Genomic DNA, 16,140 nt, shown 5'->3' with positions numbered 1-16,140 from the left:
ATTGCAAATCATATAAAATGTTGAAAAAGCTTCTCGGCAAATACCACTTGTCGTAAGGCACGCTCAACATCCGTGGTGGACGGGGTGGAGGAAATAAAATCAAGAAATGCGATTGCTTGATTTCTAAAAGCCCAACTCCAATTTGGGATGTATTGAGAAATACACGTAGAGCTAGAACCTTCCTTTCTAGTTACTGTAGAAGGAACATTTCGAAGGAAAGCAGGTGGTAAATCTAGGGATATCTGCTCTGTCTTGGTTAAAATGGAAATGCCCTCACGCCATTCGTGTTGTTGACCACGCAATAACTCAAAGCAAACAGGTATATCTAATATATTGCATAAAATCAAACCCTCGCCATTTTGATTGACTTGTGCAGATATGAGCGTAAGAGGTGAATCAAAGATATATTCAACAAGATGAGTGATATGAGAAAATACATTAAGAAATTGTTCAAAACCAAAATACTGATCAGTGGGCAACCATTCAGGAAACTTTTGCTCAGTATAATTTATCTGAGTGAATTGGGACCCTTTAATATCACCAAACGGGCTTGCGTAGGAATTTCCCATATGAGAATGAGCCTTAATAGAAGTAATAGAATCCGTACCAAGATCACAGATGATTTTTCTAAAAGCATTCACGCCTTCATCGTGCTGCCTCATATAACCAGTCATAACGGAGACATTTGAACTTTTAACTTTAGTCAGCAAGCTATTACTTATATTTGAATTAAGACTAAGTGGCTTCTCAGTTAAAACCCACTTGCCATAATCAACACAATCACTGACAACTTTATAAGTAAGTTTTCTAGGTAAAGTGACAACAACAGCATCAAAACCTGAAGGTTGATGGGTAAGTAAAGACATATGATCATTAAACTGAAATTGCACTCCATATTTCATGGAGATATTTTGTCTTAAATCAATGCATGGATCAGCAATATGCGTAATTAGGCATGAGTCAAGGGAAGCAAATGAAGGCAAATGACACTGTTGAGCAACGAAACCACAACCGACAAATGCTACACGAGGTAAAGTCATGCCAAGAAATCAGAATAGTTGTCGATGGTAATGATTTCAAAATTGGGCCACACTAATAGAAATATTCCTCCCGAAACAAGGAAGTCATGATGCTTACGAATTATATTTTTATAATGAATATAAGCCGTTATAACGACAAAAGGATGCAAGTTAGCGTCGAGCTGTGAAGTTGGAAAGACTGGTAAACCTTTTAACGGAGAAAACTTATTGACTTTTGATAGATGATCATCAAAGAAAGATGAGAGATAGTTTTCGAATCCAAATTGAATGGCTAATGTTGGACCTGATCTAGCTGCACCGTAAGCTGGCAAAGTTTCAATATTGTTAACAGCTAGAAAATTCCTAAAGCTTGCTTTAGTTTCAACGAGAGATGTATTGAAAGTATCAATCCATAAACGCTGATCATCAAAGAAATTAGTTTCTTCCAGAGCTAACTTACCAAGCTTTTCGTGATTAGTATGCCTAGAGGCCATGTCAGAGTTTTTATGAGCCACATGAAAGATAATACTACCATTTTGTATATTATTACGTTCATAGTCGATTATTCCAAGACCAAACTGAGACAGGAAATTTTGCGCGCTATAGTAAGAGTAATGGATCATATGCTCGTGAAAAAATGTACCTAGAATTTTCTTATCAATGATGTCTGTCAAATACTGTACTTCAAAACAAAATAGACCATTTTTGCTAAGGCATTTAGCAACTGCGGCACCCATTGAAATCATATCCGCAGAATGCGCAAATACATTAAAAGCGGTTATCAAATCAAACTTGCGATCACCGAAAAATCGCTCAGAAGATTCTAGGTTGAATAAGCCAAGACATGTCTCTACTCCTTTCTGTAATGCGGCTGAAACTACTGTTTGAGCTGGGTCTATTCCTTGAATTTTACATCCCAGTTTTTTAAATTCTAACAACAGAGAGCCATCATTACTGCCTATGTCTAGAACGTAAGGCATACAATCAGTAGGAAAATACTTCATAATCAAGTCTGTGCTAAACTCTTCAAAATGTTCGACAATTTTGTCAGTCTGGCCTGAAAAATATGTATAGTCTTTCCACAAGAAGTCAGGATCAATCTCGTCCATTGTTTGAACGGCATCACAATGGTTGCATTGATATATATCTAGAGGGTAACGTTGTGCATCTCTGTCAGGAGAAGAATTATAATGTTCGCCAATTGGTACAGACTTCAAGGGAATTATGCAGCTAACATCTGCGCTACCGCACAATCTGCAAACATTACGCTTGTGATGCACAACATAATAGCTAATATAAATATTATAGCAGGAACCCATGAAAAGATAAAATGAATATATCAAATAGAAATAAAGTATACTAGAAAGAACAGGTTAAAATCTAAAAAACGAACAGATCATGCTCGTCATTGGTATTAATGGAAATGTCGGGAAACTAATATCATCGCATGATGATAAAGGATTATTTATTAGCGCTTCCAGATCAGAAGATGCAATTATTACTTTGCCAGATTTTGAAGTTGACACACTTAATAGAATATTCTCAACGGTAGATGCAGAAAGTGTTTGCTTATTAAGCGCTATTTCTAGCGACAAAGAATGCAATAGAAACAAAGAGTTATCGCAGTATGTAAATACAGTCATTCCATTGGATGTCGCGAAAGCATGCAAACGGGCCAACAAAAGATTAATATATATCTCTACTGACTATGTATATAGTGGTGAGATTCATCTTGCAAAAGAGAGTGACTCGCTAAAGGGATTACCTATAACTTTGTATGGTAGACAGAAAAGAAAGGGTGAAATAAATGTAATGGATCAGTCTTCTAGCAATTCAGTTCTAAGAATAGCAAGAGTATGCTCAACAAAGTTGAACAACAATTTTTACACCAACACATTGGAGTTAATCAAGAAGAATAAGGAAATCGTGGCGGCATCTGATCAATATTTTTCGCCGCTTTACGCTGGTGATTTATACAAAGTTTTAGACAAATTGAGTGCCAAAGCTGAAGGAGGCATATTTAACTGTGGAGGACCAAACCATCAAACACGAGTGGAGTATATGCATGCACTTAAGGAAATACACAAACTTAATTGTAAAATAAAGGGCTGTAGTAGAAAAGAGCTCGGCATTGAATTAGATGTACCACATGACACATCGATGAATTCAGCGAAATTATTCCAAAAACTCAATATAGCTCAAACACAATTTGAAAATATACTTTATGCAGACAAAAGCGAATATTAGTCGATTAGCCTACCATTTTGAATTGGATCAAGCGATAGTAGCATTAATTGATAGTATCGTCGTTTAAAAAGAGATAGGAAAATTGCAAAACATGACACAAAGTAAATAGCAATATAAAACAGGATTAAATTGGTTTTTTGGAAATTTGAAAGGGCAGAGTTTAAGTGTGGCTTATTCAAAAAATTAACCATCTTAATATAAGACTGTGGAGTAGACCATTTGAAACGAAAATAGCCATGGAGAAAATCATACTGGCGAGGAGATAAAGCCACAACACGAGAAATATTATTGAAGTAACTAAAAATTGAAGATAAAGAAAAGAACTGAGCTAATTCAGCTTTCTCATAATCTCTAAGCATAAAAGTTTCCAGGATATATTTAAACTTGATAATGAAGGGTATTGAGTGGCCTTCTAGTTTCGCTGAATATATGGCGTCTAAAATGAGTCGTGGTTTTGAAGAAATAGACTTACTATTTGAATTTATAGTCTCAATTGTCATATTACGATGTTTTTCATAGAAACGGAGCTTATGTGGCTTACCAGCAAATGTGGGAGTGAGACATGAATCAGAGAAGCCATGTAAACCTAATTGTTTAAGCAGCGAATTGACTATATTAATTTGGTCATTCACAAGCGCTTGGTAATCTACAAAAAATATTTCAGTGCTTACTTTTGCATAATAATTTAAAGCTCGAAAGTGATAGCATGATATTTTAGAGATGACAGATGATTTTACAAAATAATAATCCAGGGCATTTAATTTGACAATGTCTGCTTCCAGCATGCTTGAGCGAAGTCTTCTTGAAATATTTACTGAGGGTATTCGTATCATAGATATAATTTTTGAATCAGGAAAATCTTTCATCAAGAACGGAAGATAAGCATCACAGTGAATATGGTACAAAATATTTTTAGGCATCTTGTTATTATAAATAAGCGTTGAAAAAAAATCAAAATGTGCCTTATGTAGCGCCAAGAGAACATCTGCTGATGAAGCAATATCTAAAATAGAAGAGGGTAGATAAGATAGTACCTTTTGTAAAAAATATCTTTTTTCAACATGCATGTATTCGTTACCATCTTCGCCTAATTGGTCAAGTGTCTCACTCCCAGGCATAATTCTTGTATCGTAGATTGGCGGAATCCGATCCAAGAGAATATTAATTAAATCAAAATTGCTCCTGACAGACTTGTAAATATCGAAATAGTGGGGGTAAAAATACATCATGCAATATCCTGGTATTGCATACATTTCGGGGTGAGAATCAAGTAATGTATGAAGGTATTTGCTTCCTGCTCCCGGACCAACAACTAAAGCAAACATATTAAATTTCTGATGTTTCATTTCATTGTTCATAAAAGGATTGAAGGACGCAAAGTCTGATAAATTCAAGGCCAGGTATTCTGATATAATAACATGAATAAACTGCAAGCGTAATTTGTGAAAATAATTTGCACTCTTGGACCAGCCTGTGAAGCACCGGAGAAGCTCAATGATTTAAAAAAAGCGGGTGTAGATATTTTTAGAATCAACATGTCTCACGCAGCGCTTAAAGATATACAAAAATACTATGAAATTGGCCAGAAACTTGGTATTAAGATAGCCCTTGACACAGAAGGGGCACAAATTAGAACTAATTTGTGCCCCGATATAAATGATGTTAATGTCAAAGTAGGAGAGATTGTATTAATTGGGGAATCAACAGGCCTTCAGGATAACAAAAAACTACAATCAATATCACTATCTCCAGAAAACGTCATCTCAAAGCTAATGGTTGGTGATGTAATAAGGATAGACTTCAATGGTCTAGTAGTAGTGCTTAAAGAAAAGGTAAATAAAGGATATTTTTGTGAGTGTATTTCAGCAGGATCTGCTGGCAAAAATAAAGGTGTTGATATTTTAAATCGTGAAATTGAGTTAGATGATTTTACGCCCAAAGATATAAGTGCACTAAAAATTGCAAATGATCTCGGAATTCGAGATATTTTTATATCTTTTTGCAAGTCAGTACAGGCAATACAATTTGCAAGAAAAATAGTTAACGAGGCAACTATAGTTAGCAAAATAGAAAGTCGAGCAAGTATTCATGCATTACACGCTATTTGTAGCGAGTCAGATGGCATTTTGATAGACAGGGGTGATTTGTCGAGAGAGCTGAGTATTTTAGATATACCTTTTGCGCAAAGAGGAATTATTCAAACAGCGAGGAAGCTTGATACTCCATGTTACGTCGCCACCAATGTGCTGGAAAGCTTAATAGATGGAGAACTTCCTACTAGAGCAGAACTCAATGACATAGTCAGTACACTTGAAATGGGTGCTGCTGGTATTGTTCTCGCAGCCGAGACTGCAATCGGCAATAAACCTATACTTTGCGCCGAAATCGTAAGAGAATTAATGCACAAATATACTTTGAGTAGATCATCTCTCTTGTTTGCTGATTTAGACAGAAATGAAATCACTGATCCGACCATGAAGCTTTGGCTGAACAGAAACAGATAAAATGTTGATATTTAAGAGATGGGTGGCTGCTTGCAATAATCATTAGTTTCAGTTTTCTTTCATTCATTTATCTTTTACAGACAATAATCGCGACAGTATGTCCATTGATTCGGGATAATAAATGTGACTCGGATCGTCGAAGAATTAATAATGTAAGCCAACTCATTGGAGTATTGTTTAAAGTTATGTAGCTTTTGCGACTTAAAGTCAAAGTCTATGACTAAGAGTTTGTATTGGCAAACATAGAATCTGTTAAATCCTTGCTTGTATTATTTATCTTAGCTAGAGTTAGGTTTTACTTGATGGATGATTTCGGCTTGTGGGACTTTAGGTCAGACGAGGAAAAGGCCTTATGTAGCAGATTTATGTCTGATGGATATGTAATTGAGAAAGCCAATCAAAAGCATCTTGATATCGTTAAGAAATTCATATATGACGCAGCCAATGAATTTATTTTTAAGAAAAAAATAGCCGTAAACTCAAAACAATATCATCTGGAAGAGTTCCACACATTCATGGATGGCCCTGAAAGCAACGATCTTCGGCTATCAGTAATTAATAATATTAGCAGAAACATTAAGTTTAATCATCATTATTATCTTGCAGCGCAAAAAATCATTTATCAACTCTGTGGAAACGAGCTTGCAATGCAAAAACGTATAGGATTATCGATTAATTTTCCTCACAACAAAAATGATGTTCTACCGATGCATGCAGATACTTGGAATGGAGTATCACCTTACGAGTTAAATATATGGACGCCACTGGTTAACTGTACCAACAGCATGTGTCTATATATATTGAAAAAAGACACCTACCTAAAACTTCGTGAAGATAAGAGTCTGCTAAAACTAAATACCGACGATATGTACGAAAAAGTAAAAGATAATCTTACGTGGATCACGATTAAATATGGTGACGTACTAGCCTTTGATCAATCTATACCTCATGGCTTTGCTTTGAACCAAGAAAATAGTTCCCACTGGTCACTTAACTGTAGGTTCAAGGGTCTTCATACGCCGTATTGGGACAAAAAACTAGGTGAGTATTTTATGCCGATTACTCTAAAAACTTGTACTAGAGTTGGTATCGATTACAAACATCCTGCAAACTAGACACATTTGACGATGAAATTTGCAAGAGGCTACATAGCCAGTGGAGAATTTCGAGGTAACAGAGCTCCGCAGCACATTCAGAATCGAATTATAAAAAGTTATTGTGACTCTCTAGGCTTATCTTTTGTTCTTTCTCGTGCTGAATATGCATTATCGGCAGAATCACAATGTCAACTTTGGGCTGCTCTATATGAAGGATTTCCTCATGTTGTATTTTTTAGTGTTTGGCAACTTCCTTTATCCGCGTCAATTAGGAGTAATGTTTACTCTTTTTGCATGACAAATAATATTAACCTTCATTTTGCTGTTGAAGGCTTAATATTGAACGACACTACAACAGCACAAGAAATTGAGAACCTCATCTTGATTGATGAGTCATTGGCAAACATGAACCATCAGGAACATCTTACTTATTTAAAAAATCACTTAAGCTAGAGCCAAGTTTGAACAAACGCCAAGCTTGAAGTTACTTGAATAGGTGGGTTGCTTAACGAAGGCAAAGATCGTCACTCTTGCACTGGTCTATAATCGGTTGAATGCTTGCTAAAACACTGCCTTCTATCGATATTTTGATATGACATATAATCTTTTTACGCTGAGTGAAGTCTCTGCATCTCCAAAATGTATCCTAGGGTTCGGACATTTTAATACAATTCATCCGGGCCATATTCGGTATCTTAAACATGCTCGAAATCTAGGCGAAGAATTTATAATTGCACTAATTGGTGATAGTACTGAAGCAGATTATACATTTAACCAAGATGAACGGGCGGAAGCGCTGAATCTTCTTGGTATTGCTGACAAAATTCTTCTTCTTGAAGGCGATGAGTTAGATGTCGCTATTAAAAGTCTACAACCGTCTATTTTAGTTCTTGGCAATGAGTACAAAAATAAGCCTTTAATTCATGAAACGATTGATATTATAAAAAGGCAGGGTGGGGAAATTCAATTCCATGCGGGTGAGATTCATTACGCCACTGCAGATCTCCTTAGTGCATCAGAACGGGAACTTAAACAACAGAGACATGAGCTATTTCGAAATGCATGTCGGCGACAAAATATCAGTGTATCTCAACTATCTAATTCAATAGATTCATGGAAGCAAGCGAGATTGATTGTCGTTGGTGATACAATTGTCGACCAATATGCAGCATGTGAAGCTATAGGAATGAGTGCTGAAGCACCGGTTGTGGTAGTTCGTGAATTAGAGAAAAAAGATTTTGTTGGTGGAGCAGCTGTAGTGGCAGCTCATATCAGTGCTTTGGGTGCACATTGTGATTTAGTATCAGTTGTTGGCAATGACGCAAATGCCGAAACAGTCACTAAGACTCTTTCGGATCAAGACATAGGCAACGGGATAGTACAAGATCCAACACGACCAACAACTTTTAAAAAGAGATATGTTGTTGAAAACCAAAAACTTTTTCGCGTGAGTCGATTAGAGGACAAGAACCTAGATGTGAAGGTGGAAAAAGAAATCATTGATAAATTAGAAGAGCTTGCCTGTTATGCGGATGGTATAATTATCTCAGACTTTGTTTACGGCGTAGTCACCCCTAATATCTTAAAAACAGTGCAAAAATTGTCGAGAAAATATAATCTTCTAACGTTTGGAGACCTACAATGCAGCAGTCAAGTAGGTTCAGTGACACGGTTCAAAAATTTTTCTCTGCTCTGCCCTAATGAAAGAGAAGCCCGTTTTGCTTTACAAGATAAAGACAGCGGTCTCGAACAACTGAGCCAGAGCCTGCTTCAGATCACTGGAAGTGAACGCCTCGTAATGAAACTTGGTCCAGAAGGGTTTATTGCTTACGACCGTGACCCCGATGGCTTGGTTAGCAACCAAGCCTTTCCTGCCTTGTCCGTGAATCCTCTAGATGTAGCAGGAGCTGGTGATTCACTTTTAGCTCTATTCGCCACCGCACTCGCAAGTGGGCAGGCAATGATGCCTAGTGCAGCTTTGGCCTGCTGCATGGCGGCCCTTGCCGTTGAAACCATGGGCAACACGCCAATCAGCGCAAATGCTTTGCGTAGCAGCCTGGAGGAAGTTTTGCAGCCATGACAAAGCAAAAAGTCCTTGTCATCGGTTCCAACAGCTTCAGCGGCAGCCACTTTGTTGCTGAAGCCCTCGCCGCCGGCCATCCGGTATGGGGGGTGAGCCGCTCGGAAGAGCCCAATCCCGTTTTCCTTCCTTACCGCTGGCCGCAAGCAAGTGGAGGCACGCCCCTGGCCACTGCGGAGAATTTCACCTTTGAAGCCATTGATCTCAACAGCCAACTGGACGCCCTGTTGGTCTTAATCAATCGGGTGCAACCCGAGCTCGTGGTGAACTTCGCCGCCCAGGGCATGGTTGCCGAAAGCTGGCTCAATCCCACCCACTGGTACCGCACCAATGTGGTGGCCCAAGTGGCCCTGCACGATGCCCTGCGGCAGCAACCCTTTCTGCAGAAATACGTACATGTCACCACGCCTGAGGTTTATGGCAGCACCGATGGTGGCTGGATCAAAGAGCACAACCACTTCGCGCCCAGCACCCCTTATGCCGTAAGCCGGGCAGCCTGTGATCTGCACCTGCACAGCTTCCATCAGGCCTATGGGTTCCCGGTGGTGTTCACCCGCGCGGCCAATGTGTATGGCCCCGGCCAACAGCTCTATCGCATCATTCCCCGCACATTGCTGAGCGCCCGCACCGGTAAGCCCATGCAGCTCCATGGCGGCGGCCATTCCATGCGTGCCTTCATCCATATCAAGGATGTGGTGCGCGCCACCTTGCAGCTGGCCTCCGAAGGGGAACCGGGCAGCACATGGCACCTCTCCACCCAGGAGAGCTGCAGCATCAAGAAGCTGGTGGAGCAGATCTGCCACCTTGCTGGCGCCAACTTCAACGAACTGGTGCAGAGCAGCGAGGAACGCCTCGGCAAGGATCAGAGTTACCTGCTCGAGAGTTCAGCCATGCGCCAGGTGCATGGCTGGTCTGATCAAATCAGCCTGCAGCAGGGCCTTCAGGAGACACTGGCCTGGGTGGATGCCAATCTGCCCACCCTCAAGACCCTGCCCTGGAGTTACCAGCACAAGTCATGAAACTGCTCGTTACTGGTGGCTGCGGCTACAAGGGTTCCGTGCTGATCCCCCTGCTGCTGGCTGATGGTCACAGCGTGATCAGCATCGACACCCAGTGGTTTGGCAATGCCCTGCCGGAGCACCCCCAGCTCACCAACCTCAAGCTGGATGTGCGTGACACCGCTGCCATCCCGCTCGATGGCGTGGAGGCCATCATTCATCTGGCGAACATTGCCAATGATCCAGCGGTGGAGCTCAACCCCACCTTGAGTTGGGAGGTGAATGTGCTGGCAGGGCAGCAGCTAGCTGATCGAGCTGTTCGCGCTAGCGTAAAGCACTTCATCTTCGCCAGCTCCGGCAGTGTGTATGGCGTGAAGGATGAGCCCCAGGTCACCGAAGACCTCACCCTGGTACCGATCTCGGTTTACAACAAAACCAAGATGGTGGCGGAACGGGTGTTCCTCTCCTACGCAGATCAGATGCAGGTGCACTGCATCCGCCCAGCCACCGTGTGTGGTTTATCACCCCGCATGCGCCTGGATGTGAGCGTCAACATGCTCACTTACCAGGGACTCAAGAATGGAAAAATCACAGTGTTCGGCGGAGACCAAACCAGGCCCAACATCCATATTAAGGATATGGCCAATGTGTATCTCCACTTTCTCGCCCATCCAGAGCTGCCCTCCGGTTGCTACAACGCCGGTTTTGAAAATCTGAAAATCCTTGAGATTGCCCAACGGGTGCAGCAGGGCACTGGCGCCGAGATCATGGTGAGCGAATCCAACGACCCACGGTCCTACCGCCAAGATTCCAGCAAATTGCTGGCCACTGGTTTTCAGCCCCAATTCAGTGTTCAAAGCGCCATTGATGAGATCACCACTGCTTACAGAAATAGTGAACTTCCCGATGGAGAGAATTGCTACACGGTGAAATGGATGAAACATCTGCAACTGGAGGCCAACCGCTAACGCCATGGCCACCACAGCTCCTGAGTCCACTGCGGCGCTGAACCGGATAGCCCTCACCATCCGGCGACGCACAATTGAAACCTCAGCCCGTGCCCGTATTCCCCATCTGGGCTCTTGCCTCTCCTGTGTTGAATTACTCACAACGCTCTATTGGCAAGAACTGCGCATTGACCCCCAGGAGCCTGAAGCCCCAAATCGTGACCGCTTTGTGCTGAGCAAAGGCCATGGAGCACCCGTGCTGTTCCAGGTGCTGGCGGAACGGGGTTTTTTTGAAATTGAGCGCCTGGCTGAATTTGGAAAACCTGGGAGTGTGTTTCATGAGCACCCCCCCAAACCTGGCTACATCCCAGGCGTGGAGGCAGCCACCGGTTCTCTGGGTCACGGTCTACCGATGGCCATTGGCATGGCAATTGCCCAACGCATCCAAGGCATCGACAGCCGTTGCTACGCCCTGTTGAGTGATGGGGAATGCAATGAAGGCAGCATTTGGGAAGCTGCCATGCTTGCGGCAGGCCAGCACGTCCATAACCTCACAGCCATTGTGGATTACAACAAGTGGCAGGCCACAGACCGCAGCCAAGAGGTGATGGCCCTTGAACCGTTAGCGGCCAAATGGGAAGCCTTCGGCTGGTATGCCCAGGAGATTGATGGCCATGATTTAGCAGCGATTGGCCAGGCACTCGCTGCCGCACGAACAGAAACCAGCAAGCCCAGTGTGATCGTGGCCCACACAATTAAAGGCAAAGGGGTGTCATTCATGGAAGACGACAACAACTGGCATTACCGCACCCCCAACCCAGACGAGCTGGCTGCAGCACTGGCTGAGCTCCAGGAGGTGCAGCTTTGAGAAATGCCTTCGCCCGAGTAATGAAAGAACTCGTCCAAGAAAGCAGCGATGTTTGCCTGCTCTCGGGTGATATCGGCAACCGGATGTTTGATCGCTACAAGGAGGTGGCGCCAACACGCTTCCTCAATTGCGGGATCGCAGAAGCGAACATGATGAGCATGGCCGCTGGCATGGCGCTGAGCGGCCTACGGCCTGTGGTGTACACCATCACCCCGTTCACCACCACCCGCTGTCTGGAGCAGATCCGCACGGGTGTGGCCTACCACGAGGCACCCGTGGTGATCGTGGGAACCGGCTCAGGCCTGTCGTATGCCGAACTCGGTGCTACCCATCATTCCCTCGAAGATCTAGCCATCCTGCGCAGCATTCCCAACCTACAGGTCTGTGCACCAGCTGATTCACTGGAGCTAGAGGCTCAATTACGCCAAGCTATTACCGAGGGCCAACCCACCTACATCCGCATCGGGAAGAAAGGAGAACCTGATCTACTTGCTGAGCATGCACCTCTGGGGATCGGCAAGGCAAATCTCCTGAAGCAAGGCAATAAAATTCTGCTACTCGGCATCGGTCCGATTCTTTCAGAAGCCCTGCAAGCCAGCACCTTGCTGGAGCAGAAAGGCATCCAACTGGCCATCGCCAGCATGGGCAGCATCAAACCATTGGATCACCAATTCCTGCATCAGTGTGTGACTGCGGGCTACAGCCATTGGATCAGCCTGGAAGAGCACCATCAAACCGGCGGACTGGGTTCAGCACTGCTGGAGTGGCTCTCTGAGCAGCAAATAAACACCATTGAAATCAAACGCATGGGTATTGGCGATCACTTTGTGCATCAGCTGGGAGATCAGAACTATGTACGCGAAAGTGAGGGTCTGAATGCCTCTGCCATTGCCAACCTGGTGCAATCGCTATGACGCTCCTAGGCCTTGATTTTGATAACACCCTGGTTCGCTACGACAAGCTCTTTCACCAGCTGGCAGTTGAAAAAGGCTTAATCGAAAAATCTGTACCTGCAGACAAAACAGCAATCCGCGATTACCTCCGCAGCCAAGGAAGAGACGAACAATTCACCCTTCTGCAAGGAGAAGTGTATGGCTTGAGGATTCTGGAAGCAGAGCCAGCTGAAGGCATGCTGGAAGCACTCGATGAAATACATCAGCGAGAGATACCCATGGTGATCGTAAGTCATAAAACCCGAACCCCCTACAAAGGACCTGCATTCGATCTGCACCGAGCAGCCTGGAGTTGGCTTGAAAAATACAAATTCTTTTCGGCAGATGGACTGAGCTTGAAAAAAAAGAATGTTTACTTCGAGGAAAGCAAGGGAGCGAAAATAAGCAAAATAATAGAACTTGAATGCACGCATTATATCGATGATTTGCCTGAGATTTTAAACATGTTACCGAACAGCATTAAAAAATACCTATACGACCCAAAAAAGAGGTGCAATAACGCATACCATGAAAGCTATAAATTAACACACTGGCAAACGATAAAGGACCTAGACTTAAAAACAAAATGAATTCTAGACTTTCACAAGCAATACATAAATTAGCAAGAAAGGGAATAGAAGTATCATCCATTTCTAAAGTCGAAGGCGGTATCAATAGTGCGGTATATCACATTAGAGACAAAAACGATACAGAGTACGCCTTAAAGCTGTATCAACTACCTGGAAATGGAGATGCAAGAAACAGGTGCTTAACTGAGGTTAACTTCTTAAAGTATACTAAAAGCCTAAACTTAGAAACAACACCAATACTGCACTCTTCAGACATTCAAAATGGATGGTCTTTATTAAGCTGGATCAAAGGCGAGAGACTAAATAAAATCAATGATCAAAGCCTCATGCAAATTACTTCTTTTATAAGTGATATCAACAAAACAAACTTATTTCAAAAAAAACCAAGATTACAGTTTGCATCTGAATCATGCAGATCAACGCATAGCATAAGCCAATCAATAAATCGTCGCATAATGTACATCCAAAATAATTGCCCAAGCTATTCATTAAAAGAGGATGTAATAGAATGGGTTGAACAGATCTTGCAACCAGATTACGAACAGATAAATTGCAAGTTAATAAAGCGCATAAAGAATTTAAGCCATTGGAACGACATTCATACGAACCAAATTGTATCCCCATCAGATGTAGGCATACACAATACTCTAGCAAATAATCATTGCCTGTATTTTATAGATTTTGAATATGCGGGACTAGACGACCTAAGCAAGTTTGCTGCTGACTGGGTTCTCCAACCAAAATATATTTTTAATAAAAACGAAGAATCAAAGCTGATACAGTATCTATGCAAATATTTTTATTCGAAGATTAGAGATTCATGGGTAGAGCGCTATTACGATATCAAGCCACTAATAGCACTAAAGTGGTGCTTAATCATGCTAAATTCGGCAAGAAATGGGACATTAACACAAAAGCAGTTCAATATGATGAAGAGCTACTATCAAGCGACAAAAAGGCTTGATAACTAGTTCTTTTTCAAACATTGAACAAACATGTCGTGCATAAATTAAATAATAAAGACAAAGAGGTCTATTATAAGAAAGAAAGCTGGCAAACGCTTTAAGAACCAGACATGATAAAATAACATATATCTGTATGTTTTCAAGTGACACACATTGAAAAGATCATCAATTCTCTTGAGATGTGCTGCATACATAAAAAAATTGATTATTTAGTCAATTGCCTTGAAACACTACCACCACCTCCCATAAGAAATTCGAAACAAGACAATACCGCGTTGTTCTTTAGTTGCGATTCTTTTTGTGCTCCGCATTTTCAAAAACAAGCTGAGCTAGCTCTAGAATTATCAGAAATAGGCTATGAAGTAAAGTTTCTAAATTTTCCTTTGTCTCATTTTCTATGTTCTGTTGAAAATAAGATAAGGTTATCGGCATTAGACAGCACGGTAAGATTCTACGAAATAAACAATCAAATCATAAATCTATACTGTGACAAAAATGAGTTAGCACGGCTTGGCAAGTTAGACATTAAAAGCAATGTTGATGAGAAAAAACGTAAAATAGCTGACTTGTTAGACTATGTATTTTCATTTGTCGAAGATAAGGAGCTGATAAATCTGAGCATAGACAAGGTAAAAATTAGTGAAATCTGCATGAAGGATATAGGGCTGACGTATAAGGCGTGCCTTAATACCATTATAGAATCACCAAAAGAGTACCTATACTCTAAATTAATCGATTCAATAAAGTTTAATATTTGGCTTTTAATAGAAATAGTATCTAATACATGGAAGTCTTCATATGGCTTTTGTATGTCAGATTACACTGGCTGTTCTATTTTCTTTCTAGCGTGTAAGCTTATTGGGATAAAGACGAGGTATTTTGACATACCAAGTATTGGAGGGGTGTATGCAGAAGAAATTTTGAATTGCGAGAGATTGGTCAAGATTCAAGGCACACCAGGTGACAATATACTAATGTATAATAATAGTAATCAAAAAAAATTTAATACATTTGAGCTGAACACTAGTAGCACAAAATTTGTTGAGTCAATTATAAAGAAAAAGATGTTTGGCGAAGGAGGTGCACAATGCTATTCCCCAAAACATGATGCCACATCAAGTGATTTAGAAAAACTATCGAAAAAGATAAGCAGCGCAAAAGCGCGGGGAATGAAGATCATTACAATATACACATCCAGCATGGACGAGGTATATGTTTGGGGATATACATTTAATCAATACGAAACAGATATAAGCTATTTATATACAAATCCATTTAAATCTCAGGAAGAGTGGATTAAGGATACAATCGAATTTATAAACAGTGAATACAAAAGCAATTGCTTGGTTATAGTTAGAATGCATCCTAGACTTGGAAAAGATCATCGGGGTGGTACGATTTCACCAGAATATAAATTAATTTATCCTTTAATACAAGAAATTAATGGATTAGAAAATTGCATTATTGTTGAACCCAATGATTCTGTATCATCCTATTGGCTTGGCGAGCAGAGTGACCTTATTTTAAATGGATGGTCTTCAATTGGTCTCGAAATGTCAATGTTAGGAAAAATTGTTATCAACACATTCTACAAATGTATGCCAGGTGCCGGAACATATTCCATATTGGGTAATACAAGCGAACTAAAATCAAAAGATGAATATTATCATCGTATTAAGGCTGCATTATCTATGCTAACTTTGCCAACAGAAGAAGATTGCGAAGAATTAGGGATTGTCACCAGAAAAGAAGCCTCAAAATCTTATTTTATTTCCTGCATGACTGCTATTATTGATATTAATGATCATAAATCCATGGTTCGACAGATACAAAATCCACGCTTATTTACACCATTTTTGGCCTCTTTTCATGACTCACTATTAAACAAATAAA

Annotated in this window: 15 protein-coding genes; 12 read left to right on the top strand and 3 right to left on the bottom strand. The window is 41.2% G+C overall.

From position 1 onward, the window contains the following. Positions 1 to 8: 8 nt before the first annotated feature. Together KR100_RS14665 and KR100_RS01385 are read right to left on the bottom strand one after the other, a co-directional pair. A complete protein-coding gene (locus KR100_RS14665) occupies positions 9 to 1,040 on the bottom strand; it encodes a Gfo/Idh/MocA family protein (protein ID WP_071839804.1) in 1,032 nt (343 codons plus the stop codon). Beyond that, on the bottom strand, positions 1,037 to 2,338 hold the full coding sequence (locus KR100_RS01385) for a class I SAM-dependent methyltransferase (RefSeq protein WP_071839803.1): 1,302 nt from the start codon (positions 2,336 to 2,338) through the stop codon (positions 1,037 to 1,039). The genes KR100_RS14665 and KR100_RS01385 overlap by 4 nt, the downstream gene beginning before the upstream one ends. Before the next feature lie 79 nt (positions 2,339 to 2,417). On the opposite strand from KR100_RS01385, the gene KR100_RS14660 reads away from it, so the two are divergent. Continuing rightward, on the top strand, positions 2,418 to 3,266 hold the full coding sequence (locus KR100_RS14660) for a sugar nucleotide-binding protein (protein ID WP_071839802.1): 849 nt from the start codon (positions 2,418 to 2,420) through the stop codon (positions 3,264 to 3,266). On the opposite strand, the gene KR100_RS01375 is transcribed toward KR100_RS14660, so the two are convergent. Beyond that, positions 3,263 to 4,612 carry a sulfotransferase gene (locus tag KR100_RS01375; RefSeq protein ID WP_162176455.1) on the bottom strand — a complete coding sequence of 450 codons (1,350 nt, stop codon included), beginning with the start codon at positions 4,610 to 4,612 and terminating at the stop codon, positions 3,263 to 3,265. The genes KR100_RS14660 and KR100_RS01375 overlap by 4 nt on opposite strands. A gap of 96 nt (positions 4,613 to 4,708) precedes the next feature. On the opposite strand from KR100_RS01375, the gene KR100_RS01370 reads away from it, so the two are divergent. From KR100_RS01370 to KR100_RS01325, 11 genes are all read left to right on the top strand, one after another. After that, positions 4,709 to 5,770, top strand: a complete 1,062-nt coding sequence (locus tag KR100_RS01370) for a pyruvate kinase (protein ID WP_051847265.1) — start codon at positions 4,709 to 4,711, stop codon at positions 5,768 to 5,770. Positions 5,771 to 6,072: 302 nt separating this feature from the next. After that, positions 6,073 to 6,885 carry a sporadic carbohydrate cluster 2OG-Fe(II) oxygenase gene (locus KR100_RS01365; RefSeq protein ID WP_038547587.1) on the top strand — a complete coding sequence of 271 codons (813 nt, stop codon included), beginning with the start codon at positions 6,073 to 6,075 and terminating at the stop codon, positions 6,883 to 6,885. A gap of 12 nt (positions 6,886 to 6,897) precedes the next feature. Continuing rightward, positions 6,898 to 7,320, top strand: a complete 423-nt coding sequence (locus KR100_RS14655; RefSeq protein WP_071839801.1) for an LIC12192 family sporadic carbohydrate cluster protein — start codon at positions 6,898 to 6,900, stop codon at positions 7,318 to 7,320. 139 nt (positions 7,321 to 7,459) lie between these two features. Continuing rightward, positions 7,460 to 8,947 (top strand): PfkB family carbohydrate kinase, encoded by a 1,488-nt coding sequence (locus tag KR100_RS01360; protein WP_038542590.1) that lies wholly within the window; start codon positions 7,460 to 7,462, stop codon positions 8,945 to 8,947. Next, positions 8,944 to 9,966 carry an NAD(P)-dependent oxidoreductase gene (locus tag KR100_RS01355; RefSeq protein ID WP_038542588.1) on the top strand — a complete coding sequence of 341 codons (1,023 nt, stop codon included), beginning with the start codon at positions 8,944 to 8,946 and terminating at the stop codon, positions 9,964 to 9,966. The genes KR100_RS01360 and KR100_RS01355 overlap by 4 nt, the downstream gene beginning before the upstream one ends. Then, positions 9,963 to 10,913 carry an NAD(P)-dependent oxidoreductase gene (locus tag KR100_RS01350; protein WP_038542586.1) on the top strand — a complete coding sequence of 317 codons (951 nt, stop codon included), beginning with the start codon at positions 9,963 to 9,965 and terminating at the stop codon, positions 10,911 to 10,913. The genes KR100_RS01355 and KR100_RS01350 overlap by 4 nt, the downstream gene beginning before the upstream one ends. A gap of 4 nt (positions 10,914 to 10,917) precedes the next feature. Continuing rightward, positions 10,918 to 11,760 (top strand): transketolase, encoded by an 843-nt coding sequence (locus tag KR100_RS01345; protein WP_038542584.1) that lies wholly within the window; start codon positions 10,918 to 10,920, stop codon positions 11,758 to 11,760. A 20-nt stretch (positions 11,761 to 11,780) separates the two neighbouring features. Next, a complete protein-coding gene (locus tag KR100_RS01340) occupies positions 11,781 to 12,674 on the top strand; it encodes a transketolase family protein (RefSeq protein ID WP_239420364.1) in 894 nt (297 codons plus the stop codon). Beyond that, positions 12,671 to 13,282 carry a hypothetical protein gene (locus KR100_RS01335; protein WP_038542580.1) on the top strand — a complete coding sequence of 204 codons (612 nt, stop codon included), beginning with the start codon at positions 12,671 to 12,673 and terminating at the stop codon, positions 13,280 to 13,282. The genes KR100_RS01340 and KR100_RS01335 overlap by 4 nt, the downstream gene beginning before the upstream one ends. Further along, on the top strand, positions 13,279 to 14,253 hold the full coding sequence (locus tag KR100_RS15510) for a phosphotransferase family protein (protein WP_156097845.1): 975 nt from the start codon (positions 13,279 to 13,281) through the stop codon (positions 14,251 to 14,253). The genes KR100_RS01335 and KR100_RS15510 overlap by 4 nt, the downstream gene beginning before the upstream one ends. Before the next feature lie 137 nt (positions 14,254 to 14,390). Then, positions 14,391 to 16,139, top strand: a complete 1,749-nt coding sequence (locus KR100_RS01325; protein ID WP_156097844.1) for a hypothetical protein — start codon at positions 14,391 to 14,393, stop codon at positions 16,137 to 16,139. Position 16,140: the final 1 nt, after the last annotated feature.

The sequence above is a fragment of the Synechococcus sp. KORDI-100 genome (assembly GCF_000737535.1).
Classification (GTDB): Bacteria; Cyanobacteriota; Cyanobacteriia; order PCC-6307; family Cyanobiaceae; genus Parasynechococcus.
This window is presented reverse-complemented; position numbering and strand designations above follow the sequence as displayed.

Bases quoted from the DNA above. Each gene is read 5' to 3' on its own strand.
- KR100_RS14660 (WP_071839802.1), top strand. From the start codon at position 2,418: ATGCTCGTCATTGGTATTAATGGAAATGTCGGGAAACTAATATCATCG.
- KR100_RS01355 (WP_038542588.1), top strand. From the start codon at position 8,944: ATGACAAAGCAAAAAGTCCTTGTCATCGGTTCCAACAGCTTCAGCGGC.
- KR100_RS01365 (WP_038547587.1), top strand. From the start codon at position 6,073: ATGGATGATTTCGGCTTGTGGGACTTTAGGTCAGACGAGGAAAAGGCC.
- KR100_RS15510 (WP_156097845.1), top strand. From the start codon at position 13,279: ATGAATTCTAGACTTTCACAAGCAATACATAAATTAGCAAGAAAGGGA.
- KR100_RS01360 (WP_038542590.1), top strand. From the start codon at position 7,460: ATGACATATAATCTTTTTACGCTGAGTGAAGTCTCTGCATCTCCAAAA.
- KR100_RS01385 (WP_071839803.1), bottom strand. From the start codon at position 2,338: ATGGGTTCCTGCTATAATATTTATATTAGCTATTATGTTGTGCATCAC.
- KR100_RS14655 (WP_071839801.1), top strand. From the start codon at position 6,898: ATGAAATTTGCAAGAGGCTACATAGCCAGTGGAGAATTTCGAGGTAAC.
- KR100_RS01350 (WP_038542586.1), top strand. From the start codon at position 9,963: ATGAAACTGCTCGTTACTGGTGGCTGCGGCTACAAGGGTTCCGTGCTG.
- KR100_RS14665 (WP_071839804.1), bottom strand. From the start codon at position 1,040: ATGACTTTACCTCGTGTAGCATTTGTCGGTTGTGGTTTCGTTGCTCAA.
- KR100_RS01335 (WP_038542580.1), top strand. From the start codon at position 12,671: ATGACGCTCCTAGGCCTTGATTTTGATAACACCCTGGTTCGCTACGAC.
- KR100_RS01340 (WP_239420364.1), top strand. From the start codon at position 11,781: ATGAAAGAACTCGTCCAAGAAAGCAGCGATGTTTGCCTGCTCTCGGGT.
- KR100_RS01375 (WP_162176455.1), bottom strand. From the start codon at position 4,612: ATGAAACATCAGAAATTTAATATGTTTGCTTTAGTTGTTGGTCCGGGA.
- KR100_RS01345 (WP_038542584.1), top strand. From the start codon at position 10,918: ATGGCCACCACAGCTCCTGAGTCCACTGCGGCGCTGAACCGGATAGCC.